Here is a 16917-nt window from a genome sequence, read left to right as displayed (position 1 = left end):
TCCCCGAGTACAAAGAGGTGCTTACGATGAAATTCAGCAAAACCGTCCTCGCCGCGGGGACGCTCGCGTCCGCGGCGATGCTGGTGGCCGCGTGCGGCTCCGGCCAGGTGGGCCAGAGCGGGTCCGGGGACAAGCCCGGCGGCAACTCCGCGAACAGCAAGAAGCTGGCACTGGTGCCGGGCGTGCAGGCGGAGCCCTTCTACATCTCGATGCAGTGCGGCGCGGAGGCGGAAGCGAAGAAGCTCGGTTACGAGCTGACCACGCAGGCCCCGCAGAAGTTCGACGCGGCCATGCAGACGTCGATCGTCAACGCGATGGGTTCCAACCCGCCCGCCGCGCTGCTCATCGCCCCGACCGACGACCAGGCGATGCTCGCGCCGATCGAGCAGGTGAAAAACCGCGGCGCGAAGATCGTCGAGGTCGACACCTCGCTCAAGGACAAGAGCGTCGCGGTGTCGTCGGTTTCCTCGGACAACGCCGAGGGCGGCAAGCTGGCCGCGCAAACGATGGCGAAGCTCGTCGGCGACAAACCGGGGTCGGTGCTGATCCTCGACACCATCGCGGGCACGTCCACCACCGCGGCCCGGGCGAAGGGCTTCGAGGACGAGCTGAAGAACCACCCGAACCTCAAGTCGGCGGGCATCCAGTTCACCCAGAACGAACCGGAGCAGGCCGCGTCGAAGGTGACCGCGGCGCTGGTCTCGACGCCGGACCTCGTCGGGATCTTCGCCACCAACCTCAACACCGGCGAGGGCGCGGCGACCGGCCTGCGCAACGCCGGCAAGATCGGCAAGGTCAACCTGGTCGGCTTCGACGCCAGCCCGTCCGAAGTGGACGGTCTGAAGAAGGGCGAGTACCAGGCGCTCATCGCACAGGACCCGGCGCAGATCGGCACGAAGGGCGTCGACCAGGCGGTGGCCGCGCTCGAGGGCAAGCCGACCGAGCGGAACTTGACCGCGCAGCTGCACTCGATCACCAAGGACGACCTGGACGCCAATTCGCAGTACTTCTACAAGCAGAGCTGCTAGCCGCCGGGCCGGCCGAAGGGGACTTTCCGCACGGAAAGTCCCCTTCGCCGTGTTCCCCGCTAGGCCCAACCTTCTTCCCACCTCCACCCTCAACGGACAAGCTTCGCTAGACTGCATTATTTTCCCCAGGTACCCGAGGGGAGGCCGTCGATGACCGAGAGTGCCCGGCTGCCGCGGCGCTCCCGCCCGGATGCGGTCGGCGTGCTCAGCGCGGCGCGGAAGGTCGCCGACGACCTGAAAGACGGCCTGTCCGGAGTCCGCGCCCGACGGGCCGCACACGGACTGCGACGGCTGTTCGACGTGGCCGGATTGGGTCTCGCGGATCTCTCCGGCTCGCTGATGTGGTCCGGCCGCCCCGGTGCCGACGACGCGGTGTCCCAGATCCTGGACGACGTGCTGCACCAGGAAGAGCCGATCACCGCGGGCGGCGTGACGGCGGTTCCGCTGCACGTCCATGACGAGCTGGCGGGCGCGTTGCTGCTGGTCGGCGAGGTCCCCGGCGCGGTCACCCGGCAAGCGGCCGACCTCGTGGTGCAGGCCCTGGAACGGGGTCGGCTCGAAGCTTCGGCGGACCAGGCCGCGCAAGCCGAGCTACGGGCGCTGCGGGCGGAGATGTCGCCGCACTTCGTCTACAACGCGCTCACCGTGATCGCGTCGTTCGTCCGGTCGGAACCGGACCGCGCCCGCGACTTGATGCTCGATTTCGCCGACTACACCCGCTACAGCCTGTCGCGGCACGGCGAGTACACCGTCGTCGCCGAGGAGTTCCGCGCGGTGGAAACGTACCTCGCGCTGCAGCGGGCGGTGCTGGGCGAAAGACTGAAGGTCCAGGTGCGGGTCGCGCCGGAAGTGCTTGCGGTGGCGGTGCCGTACCTGGTACTCGAACCCCTCGTGGAGAACGCGATCCGGCACGGCATCGAGCCGCGGTCGGGCACCGGGCTCGTCCAGGTGCACGGACAGGCGGAAGGGAACGACTGCGTGATCAGCGTCGAGGACGACGGGGTCGGCATGGAGCCCGAACGCGCCGCCGCCATCCTCGCGGGCAGCGGCGACGGCACCGGGCTCGGACTGGCCAATGTGGACAGACGATTGCGCACGGTGTACGGGGCCTGGTACGGGCTGACGGTGGAAACGGCGGTCGGCGAGGGCACCCGGGTCGTCCTGCGGGTGCCGCGGTTCCAGCCGGGGGTGCTGCCGTGAGCGGGCTGCGGGTGCTGGCGGTCGACGACCTCGCGCCGGCCTTGGACGAACTGTGCCGGATGCTGCGCGAAGCGCCGGAAGTCGGCGAGGTCGTCGGCGCGAGCGATGCGTTGAAGGCACTGAAACTGTTGCAGGCAGACCATTTCGACGCGGTCTTCCTCGACATTTCCATGCCGGGCTTGGACGGGCTGGAACTCGCGTCGCTGCTGGCGAAACTGTCCGAACCGCCGGTGATCGTGTTCGTCACCGCACACGACGGGCACGCGGTGACCGCGTACGGCATCGGCGCGGTGGACTATCTGCTCAAACCGGTGCGCACGGAACGGCTTTCGGCCGCGCTGGCGAAGGTGACCCGTCTGGTGCCGAGCGGACGGCGACAGGCCGCACCGGACGCGATGGCCGCGCTGCCAGTCGATTCCGGCGGCCGCACGCGGTATGTCCGCCGCGACGACGTGCTGTTCGCCGAAGCCAACGGCGACTACGTCCGGCTGCACACCCGCAGCGGCGTGCATCCGGTGCGGATGCCGATCTCGCGGCTCGAAGAATATTGGGAAGGCACCGGTTTCACCCGGGTGCACCGCGGATTCCTGCTCGCGGTCAGCGCGGTGCTGGAACTGCGAAGCGACACGACGGGCGGGCTGCTGGCACACACCGAGGTTGGCGACGTGCCGGTAAGCCGACGGCATGCGCGGGATCTCCGGGACCGCTTGCTGGAGGCAGCGCAGCGCGGGCAGCTCGGGAGCGCCCGGTGAGGGGCACCACGAGGATCGAGCCGCACCCGCCGCTCTTCACGTCTCGTGCGCGGTTATCCCGGTTAGAACCGGGATCGCCGCGCACGAGGGTTGCGCAGGACGTCCGGTGAGCCGCACCAAACGCGTCGCCGTCACCAGTCCGCAGACGAGGCTCGCCCGGTCGCGGCGGCTCGAACGCGGCCGGTGGCGGATGCCCCGCCTGCGCGCGCCGGAAGCGGAACGCGCGGCCGTGCTGTACCGGATCCAGTGCCGCCGCGGAATCCCCGCGCTGGTGGCGATGTTCGTGCTGGTGCTGGGTTTGCCGGTGCTGTTCTCCCTCGCCCCGTCGCTGGACAGCGTGCGGCTGTGGGGAATTCCGCTGTCCTGGCTGCTGATCGCGGTCCTGCCGTACCCGGTGCTGGCCGGGCTCTCGTGGTGGCAGCTGCGCCGCGCGGAGAAGATCGAGGACGATCGGTGAGATGGACGTCGCGCTCGCGGTAGCCCCGGTCGTCCTCGTCACGCTGCTCATCGGCGTGCGCGGGGTCGCCGCCATGCGTACGACGTCCGACTTCCTCGTGGCGTCCCGGCGAATCTCGCCCTTCGTCAACTCCGCCGCGGTCTCCGGCGAATACCTGTCCGCGGCGTCGTTCCTCGGTGTCGCCGGACTGATGGTGAAGGACGGCGTCGGCGCGCTCTGGTACCCAGTCGGCTTCACCGCGGGATACGTCGCGATGCTGGTGCTCGTCGCCGCGCCCATGCGCAGATCCGGCGCGCTCACCGTCCCCGACTTCGCCGAAGCGCGGCTCGCCTCTCCCGCACTGCGTCGTCTGGCCGCGGTTGTCGTACTCGTGATCGGGACCATTTACGTAGTCCCCCAATTCCGTACGGCCGGGCTGGTGCTCACCGCGGTCGGCGGAACTCCGTACTGGGTCGGCGTGGTCATCGCGGGCACGGCGGTCAGCGTCACGCTCGCGCTCGGCGGAATGCGCGCGGCGACGTACGTCCAGGCGTTCCAGTTCTTCCTGAAGCTCGTGCTGTTCCTCGTCCCCGCGCTGTGGCTGGTGCTCCACATCGGCACCGAAACCCGCGACGCGAGCCTCACTCCGGTCGAGTTCACCCGCTTCTCGCACGCCACCCCGGTGCAGTTCGACCACGACGTCACCCTCACCTTCCGCGAGCCCACCGCGACCGAGGACCGCGGCACGCTGCCGCCCGGGCAACTGGTGGTGCACAAGGGAGAACAGCTCACCTTCGCCGCCGGCGCGCAGGTCCCCGGCGTCAGCGGAGAGGTCGCGCTCGGCGGGCCGGACTGGCAGCGTCCGCTGCTGGAAATCGACAAGGGCTACCCGCTGCTCGGCACCTGGGCGGTCCTCATCGCGACTGTCCTCGGCACGATGGGCCTCCCGCACGTCCTCATGCGCTTCCACACCAGCCCGGACGGCCGCGCCGCGCGCCGCACCGCCGCGATCACCGTGGCGCTGCTCGGAGTCTTCTACCTCTTCCCTGGCGTCTACGGCGTTCTCGGGCGTGTGCTGGTGCCGCAGCTGTACCTCTCCGGCAACACCGACACCGTGGTCGTCGCATTGCCCTCCCAAGTCGACCACAGCTGGGCCGGGCAGTTGTTCACCGCGTTGCTCACCGCGGGCGCGTTCGCCGCGTTTTTGGCGACCTCGCTGGGGTTGCTGCTCGTAATGTCCGGCGCGCTGGCCTACGACCTGATGCCCGGCGGCCTGCGCCGTCTGCGGGTGACAGTCGTGTTCGCCGCGATCGCGATGGTGCTGCTCGCGCTGCCGTCCGCGCGGCTCGACGCCGGAGTGCTCGTGACGTGGGGGTTCACCGTCGCCGCGTCCACGTTCTGCCCGCTGCTCGTGCTCGGCATCTGGTGGCAGCGGCTCACCGCGGCGGGCGCGATCGCCGGAGTGCTGACCGGCCTGGCTGCCTCGTCCGGGTCAATCCTGTTCGCACTGGCCGGGCCGCCGATGCGAGGCTGGGTGGCGATCTTGGTCTCGCAACCGGCACCCTGGTCGGTACCGCTGGCATTCGGCGTAATGCTCGCGGTGTCGCTGCGCGGGCGCCCGCCGTCCTGGGCCGGAGCCGCGATGTTGCGGCTGCACCTCGACGAACGCCCTTCGTCCGCTCCCGGTGACCGTTCGTCAACCGTTCGTCGTGCCGCGAGGCGTTTGAGCCGCTGACGGTTCCCTCGCCCCGCCGCCCTCCCTACTGTGTCGCGGACCACATCCGCAGCGTCGCACAAGGGAGTTCCCATGAGCGCAGGCGACCCGTCCGGCGCGCCGCCGGACTCGACCTGGGAGCAGGTGCACGACAGCGCCGAGTTCCGCCAACTCCGCGGCAGGCTCCGCCGGTTCGTGTTCCCGATGGCCGGACTCTTCCTCGCCTGGTACCTGCTCTACGTCCTGCTCGCCGACTACGCGCACGGCTTCATGAGCACGAAGATCTCCGGCAACTTCACCGTCGGCCTCCTCTTCGGGCTGCTGCAGTTCGTGTCCACGTTCCTCATCACGTGGCTGTACGTGCGCTACGCCAACAAGAACCTCGACCCGCTGGCCGAGCGGATCAGGGACGACATCGAGAACCCGGCGAAGGAGGGGGCATGAGCACACAACCGCGACAGCTTGCTCGTGCCACCGACTGGCTGCGGGTATCCCGCAAGACACAGGAGACGCAGTGAAGACTCTCGCCGCGAGCGTCGAGGGCAGCAACCCGGCGCTCAACATCACGATCTTCGCGCTGTTCGTGGTCATCACCCTGGTGATCGTGTTCCGCGCGAGCCGCAACACGAAGACCGCGTCCGACTACTACGCGGCCGGCCGCGCGTTCACCGGCCCGCAGAACGGCATCGCGATCTCCGGCGACTACCTGTCGGCGGCGTCGTTCCTCGGCATCGCCGGCGCCATCGCGGTGTACGGCTACGACGGGTTCCTGTACTCGATCGGCTTCCTGGTGGCGTGGCTGGTCGCGCTGCTGCTGGTGGCGGAACTGCTGCGCAACACCGGCAAGTTCACCATGGGCGACGTGCTCGCGTTCCGGATGAAGCAGCGTCCGGTGCGCGCGGCGGCGGCGATTTCGACGCTCGTGGTGTCGTTCTTCTACCTGCTGGCGCAGATGGCGGGTGCGGGCGGTTTGGTCGCGCTGCTGCTGGGCATCGAGGGCAAAGCCGCGCAGTCACTGGTGATCGCGGTGGTCGGCGTGATCATGATCGCCTACGTCCTCATCGGCGGCATGAAGGGCACCACCTGGGTGCAGATCATCAAGGCGGCGCTGCTGATCGTCGGCGCGCTGGCGATGACGCTGTGGGTGCTCGGCAAGTACGGCTTCAACTTCTCCTCGCTGCTGCAGGGCGCGGTCGACAAGGCGGGCAAGGCCGGCGAAGCATTGCTCGGGCCGGGCAAGCAGTACGGCAAGGACGGCACGACGAAGCTGGACTTCTTCTCCCTCGGCATCGCGCTGGTGCTGGGCACCGCGGGCCTGCCGCACGTGCTGATGCGCTTCTACACGGTGCCGACCGCACGCGAGGCGCGTCGTTCGGTGGTGTGGGCGATCGTGCTGATCGGCGTGTTCTACCTGTTCACCCTCGTGCTCGGCTACGGCGCGGGCGCGCTGGTCGGCCCGGATGCGATCAAGAAGGCACCGGGCGGCGTGAACTCCGCGGCTCCGTTGCTGGCGCTGAACCTCGGCGGACCCGTGCTGCTGGGGTTGATCTCGGCGATCGCGTTCGCCACGATCCTCGCCGTGGTCGCGGGTTTGACGATCACCGCGTCCGCCTCGTTCGCGCACGACGTCTACGCGAACGTGCTGAAGAAGGGCAAGGCCACGACCGGTTCGGAGGTCCGCGTCGCGCGGATCACCGCCGTGGTGATCGGCGTCGTCGCGATTCTCGGCGGCATCCTGGCGAATGGGCAGAACGTCGCGTTCCTGGTGGCGCTGGCTTTCGCGGTGGCTGCTTCGGCGAACCTGCCGACGATTCTCTACTCGCTGTTCTGGAAACGGTTCAACACCCAGGGCGCGCTGTGGAGCATTTACGGCGGGCTGTTCGTGACGATCGTGCTCATCGTGTTCTCGCCCGCCGTTTCCGGGAAACCGGTCGACCCGAAGACGGGCAAGAGCGCGTCGATGCTGCAGGGCGTCGACTTCCACTGGTTCCCGCTCGACAACCCGGGTCTCGTGTCGATTCCGATCGCCTTCGTCCTCGGCTGGCTGGGCACGATCCTGTCGAAGGAACACGACCAGGCGAAGTACGTCGAAATGGAGGTCCGGGCGCTGACCGGTGCGGGCGCGGAAAAGGCCGTGCAGCACTGAGTTTTGCCCGCTGAAACCGCTGGGTGCCGCTTCGCCGCGGCACCCAGCGGTTTTTTCAATACGGCAGCTTCCCCTGCGCGATTTCGCCGAGCGTGCCTTCCAGCACCCCGCGCAGATACCGCCACAACCCGGCGCCGAGCGAAATCCGGGCTACCCCCAGTTCGGCAAGCCCGGCCAGCCCCGGACCGCCGGGAAGCGCCGAAGCGTTGACCGGGCCGCCCACCTGACGGACGAATTCGGCCAGCACTTCCGGCGAACGCACGAGAATCGGGTACACGCAGTCGGCGCCGGCTTCGAGATACGCGCGGCCGCGAGCCACGGCGTCGTCCAGCACCGCCTGCTCGTCCGGTGCCCCGAGGAACGAATCCACGCGTGCGTTGACCACTAGCCCATCGCCAGCCGCGCTACGCAACCCGGCGAGCCACTCCGCTTGTTCCGCTGCCGGTCGCTGGCTGCCCTTGCCGTGGTCGGTGTCCTCGATGTTGCAGCCGGCCGCGCCGATTTCCTTCAGCCGGGCAGCGAGATCCGCTGGAGCCAAGCCGTATCCGGCCTCAGCGTCGACGGTCACTGGCACCGACACCGCGTCCACGATCCGCTTGGCCGCCGCGAGCATCTCGTCCGCCGATGCACCTTCGTGGTCCGCTCGCCCGAGCGCCGCCGCTACCGCGGCGGAACTCGTTGCCACCACGGGGAATCCCGCCGCTTCTACCGCCTTCGCAGTATCCGCGTCCCAAGCGTTCGGCAGGACCAACGGCTTCCCGGGCACATGCAGCGCCCGCAGCGTCCCGGCGGTCACTCCGCACGCTCCGGCAACGGGGCGTGGCTCGCGACCATGAGCCGGTTCCAGGTGTTGATGGCGACAACGCACCAGGCCAGCGCACGGTACTGGTCCTCGGTGAACACGCGGACCGCCTCGGCGTAGACGTCTTCCGGGACATCTTTGTGGTCCGAAATCAGGGTCATCGCCTCGGTGTAGGCGAGCGCGGCGCGTTCCTGTTCGGTGAACAGCTCCGTCTCGCGCCACCCCTCGAGCACGTACAGCCGCCGCGGCGATTCCCCGGCCGCGACGGCCTCCGCCGCGTGCATGTCGAGGCAGTAGGCGCATCCGTTGATCTGCGACGCGCGCATCTTGACCAGCTCGATGAGCTTGTCGTCGAGCCCGGCGTTCGCGCTGGCCTTCTTCACCTCGCCCTGCAGGTGGGACATCGCTTGGTACAACCCGCCCGTGGCGAGCGCGATTCGCTTCGTCATGCCACCCACGCTAATCGGGAGTGGCCTAGCCGGGTGGTCCAGTTCGGCGTGGGTGGCGTGGGCCAGTCAGCGGCCGCAGAACAGGCAGAGCGGCAGGACCAGTTCGAGGTCCGTCTTCCGCACCGGCTTCCCGTCCACCGGCGTCTTCCCTGGCGGGGTGTCCGCGTCCGGCTGGATGCCGCCCGCCGCGACGCGGTCCAGCGTGCGCAGCCCGGCCGGGCCGACCGTGCCGAAGACCGTGTAGTTCGGCAGCAGGCTGGAATCCCCGTACACCACGAAGAACTGCGACCCGTTCGTGTCCGGCCCGGCGTTTGCCATCGCCAGCAGGCCGCGCGCGTACGTCCGGCGCTTGCCGGTCGGGTCGGACGGGGCGGGCGGGAGCGTCGTCGGAAGTTCGTCGCGGAACTTGTAGCCCGGCCCGCCCTCGCCGGTGCCGGACGGATCGCCGCACTGCAGGACCTTCAGCGTCGGGTACGCGGTGAGCCGGTGGCAGGTCGTCTGGTTGTAGAAGCCGCTGGCCGCCAGGTGCAGGAAGCTCTGCACGGTGCAGGGTGCCTCCGCGCGGTCGAGCCGCAGCGGGAGCGGGCCTTGGTTGGAGAACACGGCGACATCGACGCTGCCGTGGTCCGGTGTGTGCTTCGGATCGCGAGGAAGGGACACCGGGCGGACCGCGGGATCGTCCGGAGTTTCGGTGTACTGGCACGGCCCCGACGTGACCTTCGGCGGCGCCGCTTCCGCCGCCGACGCCGGTGCTGCCACGGCGACCAGCGACAACGCGGTCAGCACGGACACGAGCAGTCTCTTCATCCCGGTTCCCCTCCCAGTGCACGGAAGATCGCAGTATAGGTTCGGGAAACTGCCCGCGCTTCCGGCGAAAGTCGCGTCCTGGCCGGTGGTGAGCTTGGGGTGGCGAGGTCGCTAGCCCTTCAGCTCCGCGATCAGCTGGTCCGCCGCCGCGAACGGGTCCAGTTCGCGGGCCACGACTCGCGCCGCCAACTCGCCCAGCCGGTCGCCGTCCCGGAGATCCGCCAGCTCCGCGTGCAGCCTCCGCAACGCGATCGCGGCGACTTCCTCCCGGGCGCGAGCGGCGCGTCGGCGGTCCAGTTCCCCGTGCGCGACAAGCCATTCATGGTGCGTGCGCAACGCCGACACCACCTCGTCGATGCCCTCGCCCTTCGCCGCGACCGTACGGACGATCGGCTGCCGCCAGCTTGGCCCGCGCAGTTCCCGGCGGGCCAAGGCGATCATCTGCTTGAGGTCGTGCACCGTCGCGTCGGCGCCGTCGCGGTCGGCTTTGTTGACCACGAACACGTCCGCGATCTCCAGCACGCCCGCTTTCGCCGCCTGGATCCCGTCGCCCATCCCCGGGGCCAGCAGCACCACCGTGGTGTCGGCCAGTTTCACGACGTCCACTTCGGACTGTCCAACCCCGACAGTCTCGATCAGCACCACGTCGAATCCCGCGGCGTCCAGCACCCGCACCGCCTGCGGGGTCGCCCACGAAAGGCCGCCGAGGTGTCCCCTGGTGGCCATCGAGCGGATGAAAACGCCGGGATCGGTGGCGTGCTCGGTCATCCGGATCCGGTCGCCGAGCAGCGCGCCGCCGGAGAACGGCGACGAGGGGTCGATCGCCAGCACCCCGACGCGCAAACCCTCGCCGCGCAAGGCAGTGAGCAGCGCGGAGGTCGACGTCGACTTGCCGACCCCCGGCGGACCGGTGAGCCCGACTACGCGGGCGCCCCCGGTGTAGGGCGTCAACGCGCGGGCGATGTCCGCCACTCGCGGCGAGGAGTCCTCGACAAGCGAAATGAGCCGGGCGACCGCGCGCGGTTGTCCTTCCCGCGCGCGGCCGACAAGCTCATCGAGGTCCGGGCCGGGCACCTTACGCCGACGGAACGCGGATCAGCAGCGCGTCGCCCTGACCGCCGCCACCGCACAGCGCCGCCGCGCCAAGACCGCCGCCGCGACGGCGCAGCTCGTGCACCAGGTGCACGGCCAGCCGCGCACCGGAAGCGCCGATCGGGTGGCCGAGCGCGATCGCGCCGCCGTTGACGTTCACCTTCGACTCGTCCAGGCCGAGCTTCTCGCTCGACACGAGACCGACCGCGGCGAACGCCTCGTTGATCTCCACCAGGTCCAGGTCGCCCACGTCCAGCTTCGCCTTCTTCAGCGCGGCGCGGATCGCGTTCGACGGCTGCTCGTGCAGGCTCGCGTCCGGACCGGCGACGACCCCGTGCGCGCCGATCTCGGCCAGCGGCGTGATGCCCAGTTCGGCCGCCTTCTCCGGGCTGGCCACGATCACCGCGGCCGCGCCGTCGGAAATCTGCGACGCCGACCCCGCGGTGATGGTGCCGTCCGAGGCGAACGCCGGACGCAGCTTCGCGAGGCTCTCGCCGGTGGTGTCGGCCCGCACGCCCTCGTCAGTGGAAAACACGACCGGGTCGCCCTTGCGCTGCGGGATCGACACCGGCGCGATCTCCTCGCGGAAGAATCCGGCCTCGATCGCCGCCGCGGCGCGCTGGTGCGACCGCGCGGAGAACGCGTCCTGCTGCTCGCGCGTCACGCCGTAACGGCTGTTGTACTTCTCCGTCGACGAGCCCATCGCGACCTGGTCGAACGCGCAGAACAGGCCGTCGTAGGCCATGTGGTCGACCAGCGTGGTGTCGCCGTATTTGAAGCCGGAACGGGACTTCGGCAGCAGGTGCGGCGCCTGCGTCATCGACTCCTGGCCGCCCGCGACGACGAGGTCGAACTCGCCCGCGCGGATCAGCTGGTCGGCGAGCGCGATCGCGTCGAGGCCGGACAGGCAGACCTTGTTGATCGTCAGCGCCGGGACGTCCATCGGAATGCCCGCGGCGACCGCGGCCTGGCGCGCCGGGATCTGGCCCGCGCCTGCGGTGAGCACCTGGCCCATGATCGTGTACTGGACCTGGTCCGGGGAGACGCCGGCCCGTTCGAGCGCGGCCTTGATCGCGATCCCGCCCAGCTGGGCCCCGGAGAAGTCCTTCAACGAGCCGAGCAGTCGCCCGATCGGGGTACGGGCAGCGCCCAGGATCACGGAACCGGACACGACGTCCTCCAAAGCATCGGTGCACTGGCAGTGTTCCCACGATACGGCCTTCGCCGGGTTCCCGGCTCGTCTTGATGGAGCCAGTGTGAGGGGGCGCACGCGGGGTTCCGCCCGCCGCTTCGAGGCTTATCCTCCCCGGTATGGACACCGAGCCCAGCGCATCCGTGCTCAAGCCGTTCGTGACCGCGATCGACCACGTCGGGATCGCCGTGCCCGACCTCGACGCGGCCATCGCCTTCCACCGCGACCACTTCGGCCTGGAGGTCGCGCACGAGGAGGTGAACGACGAGCAGGGCGTGCGCGAGGCGATGCTGCGCGCCCCGGGTACCGCGGGCACCGAGACGATGATCCAGCTGCTCGCCCCGTCCCGGGACGATTCGACGATCGCCAAGTTCATCGGCCGCAACGGACCGGGTCTCCAGCAGCTCGCCCTGCGAGTGTCCGATGTGGACGCTGCCGCGGCGGCGCTGCGGGAAAAGGGACTGCGGCTGCTCTACGACGCGGCCAAGCGCGGGACCTCGAACAGCCGGGTGAACTTCGTGCACCCGAAGGACGCGGGCGGGGTTCTGGTCGAGCTGGTGGAGCCCGCCGCCTCCGCGCACTGACCGACTCGAATGCCGCATTGGGTGCATGCGACGCACCCAATGCGGCGTTCGGCGCGTTGAGCGCACCCCATGCGGCGTTGGGGCGCGCGACCGGAGCGCGGGGATGGCGGGTGCTTCTGCCGCGGGACCGCAGCGGGCCGACGCGAGTTGCCGACAGGGCTAGTCGCGTCCAGGCACGGCGGTGGGGTCGTGGGTTCTCCCCCGGCCTAAGCACGCACGAGCGCCGTCACACCGCGGAAGCAGGCGGCGTCCCCTTCGGCACCCGAGCCGACAGCGCGTTCGCCACGAACGTCAGCTCCCCGTCGAACTCCGCCGGGCGGTCGTCCCCGGTGTGCCGGGCCGTCGCGTGCCGGTGGGTGACCGCTCGGGCCAGCAGTCCGGACGCGTTGTCGATGTCCGCTCCGGGGAGCCGTCCGCCGGTCGCGGCCACGATCACCGACCGCATCAGCCGGACCAGTTGCTGGAACCGTTCGGACAGCGCGTCGCGGACGACGTGATGGGTGTCGGCCTCGCGCCACAGCAGGTGCGAGAGCCCGAGGGAGCCGGAAAACCGGCGGTCGAGTTCGCCGACCAGCCTGCGCAAAGAACCCGCCAGGTCGCCGGGAACGACGACCGCGGCGGGTTCGATGCGTTCGTCCGGCAGCCGGTCGACCAGAGCGGCCAGCAGGTCGGACTTGCGGCGGAAGTAATAGTGGACCAGGCCCTTCGGGACCCCGGCGCGCTCCGCGATGCGGGACGTCGGGGTCGCTTCGAAGCCGGACTCGGCGAACAGTTCCTCCGCCGCGCACAGGATCCGTTCTTTCGCCGAGTCGTCGGTCATGTCACCTTTCCCAACCAGGGCTTCGCTGCCCCGTCAGTGCTGGCCCGCCATCCGGTGGGCGGCGTTGGCCTCCGGCATCGCGGCCGCGCCGGCGATGATCGTCAGCGCTCCGCCGACCCAGGACGTCCACGACGCCCCGTTGAATTCCGTATACCCCATCACCCACGGCGCGATGAACAGCAACGCGCCGAGGACGATCTGCACGCCCTCGCCGTAAACCATGCTCGGCGCCGCGAGCGACACCAGGCCGTCGATCGCGATCAGCGCACCGAGGACCACCATCGTCCACACCATCGTGGTGTTCGTGCTCAGCCAAAGGGGTGAAAGAGCGGCGACAACGCCAATGACGACCTCGGCCCAGTCGTAGGGCCGCGTCCAGGCGCGCGTCGAGACTTCACTCATTCGTGCTCACCTCCGCCGGAAAAGAGCCGTTCAGGGAGATTTCCCACTTCCGACTATGCGCCTTGACTGGCCAGCCGGTCAAGATCCGTGCGTCACACTTCGACTCGTCTACCCGGCCCCTGTCTCGTACAGTGAGGCCCCCGGTTACCGACGAGTAATTTCGTCCAGTCGCGCCGCGACCGACCCCTGGAGGTTCCCGATGACGCACCTCGACGAGATCCAGCAGGCGATCCTGAACGACCGCCTCGACGCGATCGCCGAGCTGCCCGTGCCCGAGAGCTACCGGGGCGTCACCGTGCACGCCGACGAGGTCGACATGTTCGAAGGCCTCGAAAGCCGCGACAAGGACCCGCGCCGCTCGCTGCACGTCGACGACGTGCCGACGCCGGAACTGGGCCCGGGCGAGGCGCTGGTCGCGGTGATGGCGAGCGCGATCAACTACAACACCGTCTGGACGTCGATCTTCGAGCCGATCCCGACGTTCAAGTTCCTCCGCAAGTACGGGAAGCTCTCGCCGCTGGCCAAGCGGCACGACCTGCCGTACCACGTCGTCGGCTCCGACCTGTCCGGCGTCGTGCTGCGCACCGGCGCGGGCGTGCACAACTGGAAGCCCGGCGACGAGGTCGTCGCGCACTGCCTGAACGTGGAGCTGGAAGGCCCGGACGGGCACAACGACACGATGCTCGACACCGAGCAGCGGATCTGGGGCTTCGAGACGAACTTCGGCGGGCTCGCCGAGATCGCGCTGGTCAAGGCGAACCAGCTGATGCCGAAGCCGGGGCACCTCACCTGGGAGGAAGCCGCCTCCCCCGGGCTGGTGAACTCGACCGCGTACCGGCAGCTGGTGTCGCGCAACGGCGCGGACATGAAGCAGGGCGACGTCGTGCTGATCTGGGGCGCGTCGGGCGGGCTCGGCTCGTACGCGACGCAGTACGCGCTCAACGGCGGCGCGATCCCGGTGTGCGTCGTGTCCAGCCCGGAGAAGGCGAAGATCTGCCAGAAGCTCGGCGCGGAGCTGATCATCGACCGCACCGCCGAGGGCTACCAGTTCTGGAAGAACGAGAACGAGCAGGACCCGAAGGAATGGCAGCGGTTCGGCGCGAAGATCCGCGAGCTGACCGGCGGCGAGGACCCGGACATCGTGTTCGAGCACCCGGGCCGCGAGACCTTCGGCGCGTCCGTCTACGCCGCGCGCAAGGGCGGCACCATCGTCACCTGCGCGTCCACCTCGGGCTACATGCACCAGTACGACAACCGGTACCTGTGGATGAACCTCAAGCGGATCATCGGCTCGCACTTCGCGAACTACCGCGAATCGTGGGAGGCCAACCGGCTCATCGCGAAGGGCCTCATCCACCCGACGCTGTCGAAGACTTACTCGCTCGAAGAAACCGGCCAAGCGGCCCTTGACGTGCACCGCAACGCGCACCAGGGCAAGGTCGGCGTGCTCGCGCTCGCGCCCGAAGAAGGACTCGGCGTGCGCGACGAGGAGCTGCGCGCGAAACACCTCGACGGCATCAACGCCTTCCGCGGTGCGTGAAGGCGGACCACCGGCCCCAGCGGTCCGGCCGCTCGGCGCACGGGCGGCCGGACCCCGTGGGTGCTCACCCGTCCGTGACCGCGGAGCGACTACGGTGGTGTCATGAGTCTTGGCGATGAACGCGAACTCGTGCCGCTGGGAGCCGGCTTCGACGTAGCGAAGCGGGGATACAGCCGGGCCCAGGTCGACGAACACCTGGAACGGCTCGACGGCGACCTGAAGATGCTCACCGCCGACCGCGACGCCGCCATCGCCCAAGCCGGCGATTTGGCCCGTCAGCTGGAAGTCGCGCGCGGCGAGATCGCCGACCTGCGCGGTCAGGTCGACCGGCTCGCGCAGCCGCCGACGAGCGTCGAGGGCTTGTCCGAGCGCCTCCAGCGGATGCTGCGGCTGGCGCAGGACGAGGCCGCGGACACGCGGGCCCGCGCCGAGGCCGAGGCGGGCCACATCCGGGCCAAGGCGGAGACCGATGCCAGCGCCATGCGCGCCCGGTACGAGCAGCTGCTCACCGAGCTCGACCTGCGCCGCAAGGAGATGGAAGCCGAGCACCGGAAGGTGCTCGAGGACGCGCGCGCCGAGGCCAAGCGGATCACCGACGAGGCCGAGGCCGAGCGCAAGAAGCTCGACGCGGAGTCCGAGGCCCGCCGCACGCAGGTCGAGGAAGACTTCGAGATCGCGATGGCGACCCGCCGTGCCGAGGCGATGCGCGTGCTGGCCGAGCAGGAGGCGGCCAGCAAAGCGGAAGCCGAGCGCCGGGTCCGCGAGGCCGCCGAGGACGCGGCCGCGATCCGCGCGAAGGTGCTCGAGGAGGAGACGGCGGCCAAGGCCGACATCGACCGTCGCCAGCGCGAATCGGTCGCCGACGCGAACAAGCGCCGCCAGGACTCGATCACCGAGGCCAACGCGAGGCTCGCGGAGGCCGCCGACGAGGCCCGCCGTCGCGTCCGCACCGCCACCGACGAGTCCAACCGCCGGATCACCCAGGCCAACGAGCGGGTCGAGGCCCTGCGCGCGGTCCGGGCGGGCCTGGCCGAGCAGGTCCGGGCGGCGCGCACGGTGTTGGCCGAGGCGCAGCACGTGCTCGGCGAGATGGACGGCGAGGTGCCCGCGGACATCAAGGCCGCGGTCGAGACGGCCAACGGCTCCGGGCCGAAGTCCGGCACGAACGGCAGCACCGCTTCCGGTCCGCAGAGCGGCGGCAAGCCTGCCGCTCAGGGCAGTGGCGGCGCGACGGCCGCGCAGAGCGGCAAGGCGGCCCAAGGCGGCCCGGCCAACGCTCCGGCCGGGCAGAATTCCGCTGGTCAGAGCGGCAAGAACGCCCCGGCGAACAGCGGAAAGCCCGCGGCGGGCGGCGACGTCGAGCAGACCGTCCGGCTGCGGACCTCCGACGTGCCCAAGCCGCAGCCGCAACCGCGCCCGGCGGGAAAACCGACTGGCGAGTAACCTTCCCCCGCGAAGGGGCCGCGCCGCCCCGCTGACCGATCGCCGGGAGGTTGTGGATGGCTGTCTATCGGACTGTGGTGGTGGGCACGGACGGGTCCGACTCGTCCTTCGCCGCGGTGGACAAGGCCGCCGGGGTGGCTGCCGACGCCGGGGCGACGCTCGTCGTCGTCTGCGCGTACCACCCCGCCAGCCGCCAAGACGTGGAACGCGCGCAGGACGAGCTGGGCGACGAGGCCTACCAGGTGGTCGGGTCCGCGCCCGCTGAGGACACGCTGCAGTCCGCGCGGGACCGCGCGGCGAAGGCCGGGGCCACGGACATCGAGACGGTCGCGCTGGAGGGCCAGCCGGTCGACATGCTGCGGAAGGTCGTGAAGGACCGTTCGGCCGATCTGCTGGTGGTCGGCAACCGCGGCCTCAACACGCTGGCCGGGCGGATCCTGGGCTCGGTGCCGTCGGAGGTGGCCCGGAAGTCGGGCGTCGACGTGCTGATCGTGCACACCACCTGAGGCC

The 16917-nt window shown here is 69.9% G+C and carries 18 protein-coding genes; 11 read left to right on the top strand and 7 right to left on the bottom strand.

Going from position 1 to position 16917, the window contains the following annotated elements; all coding sequences use genetic code 11:
• The first annotated feature begins 26 nt into the window (after nt 1–26).
• The 7 genes from H5411_RS14025 to H5411_RS13995 all read left to right on the top strand — a co-directional run bounded on the left by H5411_RS14025 (nt 27) and on the right by H5411_RS13995 (nt 7276).
• Entirely contained in the window at nt 27–1028 is a 1002-nt protein-coding gene (locus tag H5411_RS14025; RefSeq protein WP_101435378.1) for an ABC transporter substrate-binding protein, read from the top strand.
• Between the two features lie 150 nt (nt 1029–1178).
• Complete coding sequence (locus tag H5411_RS14020; RefSeq protein ID WP_183124015.1) at nt 1179–2228, top strand: sensor histidine kinase; 1050 nt, start codon at nt 1179–1181, stop codon at nt 2226–2228.
• Entirely contained in the window at nt 2225–2980 is a 756-nt protein-coding gene (locus tag H5411_RS14015; protein ID WP_183124014.1) for a LytR/AlgR family response regulator transcription factor, read from the top strand. Before H5411_RS14020 ends, H5411_RS14015 begins: the two co-directional genes overlap by 4 nt.
• A 106-nt stretch (nt 2981–3086) precedes the next feature.
• Nucleotides 3087–3437, top strand: a complete 351-nt coding sequence (locus H5411_RS14010; RefSeq protein ID WP_183124013.1) for a DUF485 domain-containing protein — start codon at nt 3087–3089, stop codon at nt 3435–3437.
• A gap of 1 nt (nt 3438) precedes the next feature.
• Nucleotides 3439–5151 carry a sodium/solute symporter gene (locus H5411_RS14005; RefSeq protein ID WP_183124012.1) on the top strand — a complete coding sequence of 571 codons (1713 nt, stop codon included), beginning with the start codon at nt 3439–3441 and terminating at the stop codon, nt 5149–5151.
• 72 nt (nt 5152–5223) lie between these two features.
• Nucleotides 5224–5574, top strand: coding sequence for a DUF485 domain-containing protein (locus H5411_RS14000; RefSeq protein WP_101435383.1), 351 nt, complete (start codon nt 5224–5226; stop codon nt 5572–5574).
• A gap of 70 nt (nt 5575–5644) precedes the next feature.
• Complete coding sequence (locus H5411_RS13995) at nt 5645–7276, top strand: solute symporter family protein (RefSeq protein ID WP_183124011.1); 1632 nt, start codon at nt 5645–5647, stop codon at nt 7274–7276.
• Nucleotides 7277–7331: 55 nt separating this feature from the next.
• Here H5411_RS13995 and H5411_RS13990 read toward each other — a convergent pair whose 3' ends face one another.
• The 5 genes from H5411_RS13990 to H5411_RS13970 form a co-directional block, all read right to left on the bottom strand.
• Nucleotides 7332–8072 (bottom strand): isocitrate lyase/PEP mutase family protein, encoded by a 741-nt coding sequence (locus H5411_RS13990; protein WP_183124010.1) that lies wholly within the window; start codon nt 8070–8072, stop codon nt 7332–7334.
• Nucleotides 8069–8527, bottom strand: coding sequence for a carboxymuconolactone decarboxylase family protein (locus H5411_RS13985; RefSeq protein ID WP_183124009.1), 459 nt, complete (start codon nt 8525–8527; stop codon nt 8069–8071). Before H5411_RS13985 ends, H5411_RS13990 begins: the two co-directional genes overlap by 4 nt.
• A 66-nt stretch (nt 8528–8593) precedes the next feature.
• Nucleotides 8594–9334 carry a peptidylprolyl isomerase gene (locus H5411_RS13980; protein ID WP_183124008.1) on the bottom strand — a complete coding sequence of 247 codons (741 nt, stop codon included), beginning with the start codon at nt 9332–9334 and terminating at the stop codon, nt 8594–8596.
• A gap of 111 nt (nt 9335–9445) precedes the next feature.
• The gene (gene meaB, locus H5411_RS13975) at nt 9446–10408 is read right to left on the bottom strand and encodes a methylmalonyl Co-A mutase-associated GTPase MeaB (RefSeq protein ID WP_183124007.1); all 963 of its coding nucleotides are present in this window, start codon (nt 10406–10408) and stop codon (nt 9446–9448) included.
• A 1-nt stretch (nt 10409) separates the two neighbouring features.
• Nucleotides 10410–11597 (bottom strand): acetyl-CoA C-acetyltransferase, encoded by a 1188-nt coding sequence (locus H5411_RS13970; RefSeq protein ID WP_183124006.1) that lies wholly within the window; start codon nt 11595–11597, stop codon nt 10410–10412.
• Nucleotides 11598–11737: 140 nt separating this feature from the next.
• Here H5411_RS13970 and mce point away from each other — a divergent pair, with 140 nt between their 5' ends.
• Nucleotides 11738–12202, top strand: coding sequence for a methylmalonyl-CoA epimerase (gene mce / locus H5411_RS13965; protein WP_009073871.1), 465 nt, complete (start codon nt 11738–11740; stop codon nt 12200–12202).
• A gap of 226 nt (nt 12203–12428) precedes the next feature.
• Here mce and H5411_RS13960 read toward each other — a convergent pair whose 3' ends face one another.
• Both H5411_RS13960 and H5411_RS13955 read right to left on the bottom strand, forming a co-directional pair.
• Nucleotides 12429–13022 (bottom strand): TetR/AcrR family transcriptional regulator, encoded by a 594-nt coding sequence (locus H5411_RS13960; protein WP_101435390.1) that lies wholly within the window; start codon nt 13020–13022, stop codon nt 12429–12431.
• A gap of 33 nt (nt 13023–13055) precedes the next feature.
• Nucleotides 13056–13424, bottom strand: a complete 369-nt coding sequence (locus tag H5411_RS13955; protein ID WP_101435391.1) for an SPW repeat domain-containing protein — start codon at nt 13422–13424, stop codon at nt 13056–13058.
• A 199-nt stretch (nt 13425–13623) separates the two neighbouring features.
• On the opposite strand from H5411_RS13955, the gene ccrA reads away from it, so the two are divergent.
• From ccrA to H5411_RS13940, 3 genes are all read left to right on the top strand, one after another.
• Complete coding sequence (gene ccrA / locus H5411_RS13950; protein WP_183124005.1) at nt 13624–14964, top strand: crotonyl-CoA carboxylase/reductase; 1341 nt, start codon at nt 13624–13626, stop codon at nt 14962–14964.
• 129 nt (nt 14965–15093) lie between these two features.
• Nucleotides 15094–16407 carry a chromosome segregation protein gene (locus tag H5411_RS13945; protein WP_312878235.1) on the top strand — a complete coding sequence of 438 codons (1314 nt, stop codon included), beginning with the start codon at nt 15094–15096 and terminating at the stop codon, nt 16405–16407.
• Nucleotides 16408–16463: 56 nt separating this feature from the next.
• The gene (locus tag H5411_RS13940) at nt 16464–16913 is read left to right on the top strand and encodes a universal stress protein (protein ID WP_101435394.1); all 450 of its coding nucleotides are present in this window, start codon (nt 16464–16466) and stop codon (nt 16911–16913) included.
• Nucleotides 16914–16917 lie beyond the last annotated feature (4 nt).

This window comes from Amycolatopsis echigonensis, assembly GCF_014174495.1.
GTDB classification, from domain to species: Bacteria; Actinomycetota; Actinomycetes; order Mycobacteriales; family Pseudonocardiaceae; genus Amycolatopsis; species Amycolatopsis echigonensis.
The sequence above is the reverse complement of the archived record's forward strand: the minus strand, read 5'-3'. Positions and strand labels throughout refer to the sequence as shown.